Below are 3,052 nucleotides of genomic sequence, written 5' to 3' on the forward strand. Positions count from 1 at the left end.
GAATGCTTCACGTACCCATCCGCGGCTTCCCCCTCCGCGGGTGGCCCTGGCCCGCTCCGGGCTCCGGCGGGGTCGCCCCTGCCCCCGACGTGGGATTCGCCGTGGTGGGCGGGGCCCGTGTCGCCGGCAGGGCCGCGCCCGGCGCCTACGCTGCCGTGGCCATGGTGGCGGAAGCGGAAGTGGTGGCCACGGCAGCGGCGGTGACGGTGGTGGCCATGCCGGCAACAGTGGCAGTGGCCACGACGGTAATTCGAACGCTGGGCGCAGCAGCAACCATGCTGAAGCGGGTGACGATCATGGCAATCACGCGGGTGGGGAACCCGGGGATGATCATGGTAATCATGTCGGCGCTGAGCCTGGCGATGATCACGGCAATCATGTTGGTGGCGAACCTGGCGATGATCACGGCAACCATGTGGGTGGCGAACCCGGTGATGACCACGGTGTTCATGCCGGCGGCGAGGCCGGGGATGACAACAGCAGAAGCTGATTGGCGCTGACCCGAAGTGGCCCATACAAAACCCAGCGGACGGGTTTTGTATGAGCAGGTTCTGGCCTGTCTCGCCTTTATCACGTCATTTCCAATGAGCGCTGACAGCTTTTTCCTCGTCCATGCCGGGATATGATTGCGGTTTGCGTGGGATTAATTCCCGCGTCTTATACTGGGTGCCTCTGTCAAGGAATGCCCTCGATGCAATCGCCTGTCTTACCCCCGTCGATGCTGAGTGCGCTGCGGCGTGTGATGCGCCCGCTGGTGCGCCTGATGCTGCGCAAAGGGGTTACCTACACGATGTTCACCGACCTGCTCAAGGAGGTGTTCGTCGATGTGGCCCATCGCGAGTTTCGCCTGAACGACACCGCGCCAACCGATAGCCGCATCAGCCTGCTTACCGGCGTACATCGTAAAGATGTCCGGCGGCTGCGTAATGAGGGTGACACTGCAATTGCGGCCCTGCCGGATAACATCACGCTAGGTGCACAGTTGGTCAATGTATGGACCAACACCCCACCATTCTGCTCGGCACCCGGCCAGGCGAGGGCGCTTGCGCGGCTAGCCAGTGTGGGTGGCGATTGCTCATTCGACGCCCTGGTCGCCAAGGTCAGCACCGATATCCGCGGCCGGGTGGTGCTGGACGAATGGTTGCGCCTGGGCGTCGTGCGGCTCGATGAGCAGGATTGCGTGCACCTGGAAGCCCATGCATTCGTGCCACAGAAGGGTTTTGATGAAAAGGCTGCGTACTTCGGCCACAACCTGCATGACCATGCCTGTGCGGCGGTGCACAACCTCAGCGGCGAAGGCCCGCCATTTTTTGAGCGTAGCGTGCACTACGATGCCTTGAGCCCGGCCAGCGTCGAGCATTTGCGAGATGTGGTAGCCAAGGATGGCATGCAGACACTACTTGCCTTCAGCCGGCTTGCAGCAGCGTTGGAGAGTGCTGATGAGCCCGGTATCGAACAACGTCAGCGCATCACTGTCGGGCTTTATTTCTACACTGAAGCTACCGATTCCGACCCGTCGAAGACACCCGGCCCATGACTCTTCCTGTGCGCTACCTCAGTGCTGTCATGCTTGCCCTGGTTTTCGGGGGGAACCTGATGGCCCCGGCCGAGGTGGCCGCAGCGCCGGTGTGTGTCAGCCGTGACGAGATGGGTATGGCCGGTGCCGCAGGCCTGCAGTTTCCCGGCGGTATGGGCGGCACCGGTGTACGCAATGAAAATGGCGGCGTCGGTGGCACAGGTGCCCCAGTCCAGCAACGCCCGGGTGGTACAGGCGGCACAGGCGCGGTGGCGGAGGGTGTGGACGGCACCTACTTTGATCAGCACCACGGTGATGTCGGTGGTACCGGTACGCCGATCCTGCGCCCGGGTGGTACTGGGGGTACAGGCATCGTCGGTACCATCACCGGCTTCGCCTCGATCTGCGTCAATGGCATGGAAGTGCACTATGGCAAGGACGTACCGGTGAGTGAAAACGGTGCGCCTGCCAGCAGTGGTCACCTGGCGATCGGGCAGGTGGTGGCGGTGGAGGCATTCGCCACCCAGCGCGGCCTGCAAGCGGGGCGCATTTCGATCCTCAACGTCTTCGAAGGGCCGTTGACGGCGCTGCCCAATGCCTCGGCCCCGCTGCGGGTCATGGGCCAACCCGTGCGGCTGGCCGCTGGCGCGCGGGTAGCTGAAGGGTTGCGCCCGGGTGAGCCCGTGAGGGTCAGCGGCCTGCGCGATGCCCGGGGAGAAGTCGTGGCGACCCGTATCGAACGGGCACCGGGGTTGAGGGAGGCCAGCGCCATCGGCGCGGTTGATCGCACTGGCAGCCTTCAAGGGTTGAAGTTGGGTACCCGTGTGGCGCCTGCTCGTGAGGTGCTGGTGCGCGGCCAGTGGACCGGGCGCCAGCTTGAAGTGGCACAAACCCGTCCAGACCCGAGCCTGCCTTTTGCTGGTCGTGTCCAGCAGGCGGTGGTTGAAGGGCTGGTACAGCACACACAAGCTCGGCAGTTGGTGGTTGCAGGTCTCAATGTGACATTGGGGCAGGGCACCGTAATTGTCGGCCGGCAGCCAGCGGCGTTGGCGCTTGATCAACGTGTGCGGGTGAGCGGGGTGCTCAATGGAACTCACGAGCTGCGGGCAACCCGCGTGGAATTCCAGGACGACCGTGTCGACAATCCTGACAGAAGCCAGTCGGGGCACGGTGGTGAGCATGACGGAAGTAGCTCCGGTGACTCCAGCAGCGGTCATGGCGCAAGCGATGGGGCCAGCGATCGCGATGAAAACAGCGATGATCTCAGTGGGCGCAGTGCCGTTGACGGCTCCAGTGACCATGGCAGCGGTGAAAAGTCGGGAAAGTCGGTACACCTCGACGCATTGGAGCAATCGACGCGCAGCAACAGTGGAAGCTCCGATCGGGTTGAGAAGGTCGAAGTCGAAAACACCGGAAAGGTCGAAAAAGTAGACAAGGTCGAGAAGCCCGAGAAGGTCGAGAAGGTCGAGAAGGTCGAGAAGGTCGAGAAGGTCGAGAAAGTCGAGAAGGTCGAGAAGGTCGAGAAGGTCGAGAAGG

At 63.0% G+C, this 3,052-nt stretch carries 3 protein-coding genes; all 3 read left to right on the forward strand.

Features of this window, described 5'->3' with window-relative positions:
* The first annotated feature begins 89 nt into the window (after positions 1-89).
* Positions 90-500: a hypothetical protein gene (locus tag ACK59Z_RS25685; protein ID WP_409293968.1), complete on the forward strand. Its 411-nt coding sequence runs from the start codon at positions 90-92 to the stop codon at positions 498-500.
* 191 nt (positions 501-691) lie between these two features.
* Positions 692-1,537: a DUF6502 family protein gene (locus tag ACK59Z_RS25690; protein ID WP_003254799.1), complete on the forward strand. Its 846-nt coding sequence runs from the start codon at positions 692-694 to the stop codon at positions 1,535-1,537.
* The coding region (locus ACK59Z_RS25695; protein WP_409293966.1) for a DUF5666 domain-containing protein at positions 1,534-3,052 on the forward strand (1,519 nt) is incomplete at its 3' end. The genes ACK59Z_RS25690 and ACK59Z_RS25695, both read left to right, overlap by 4 nt.

The sequence above is a fragment of the Pseudomonas sp. KCJK9058 genome, from assembly GCF_046230975.1.
GTDB lineage: Bacteria > Pseudomonadota > Gammaproteobacteria > Pseudomonadales > Pseudomonadaceae > Aquipseudomonas > Aquipseudomonas alloputida.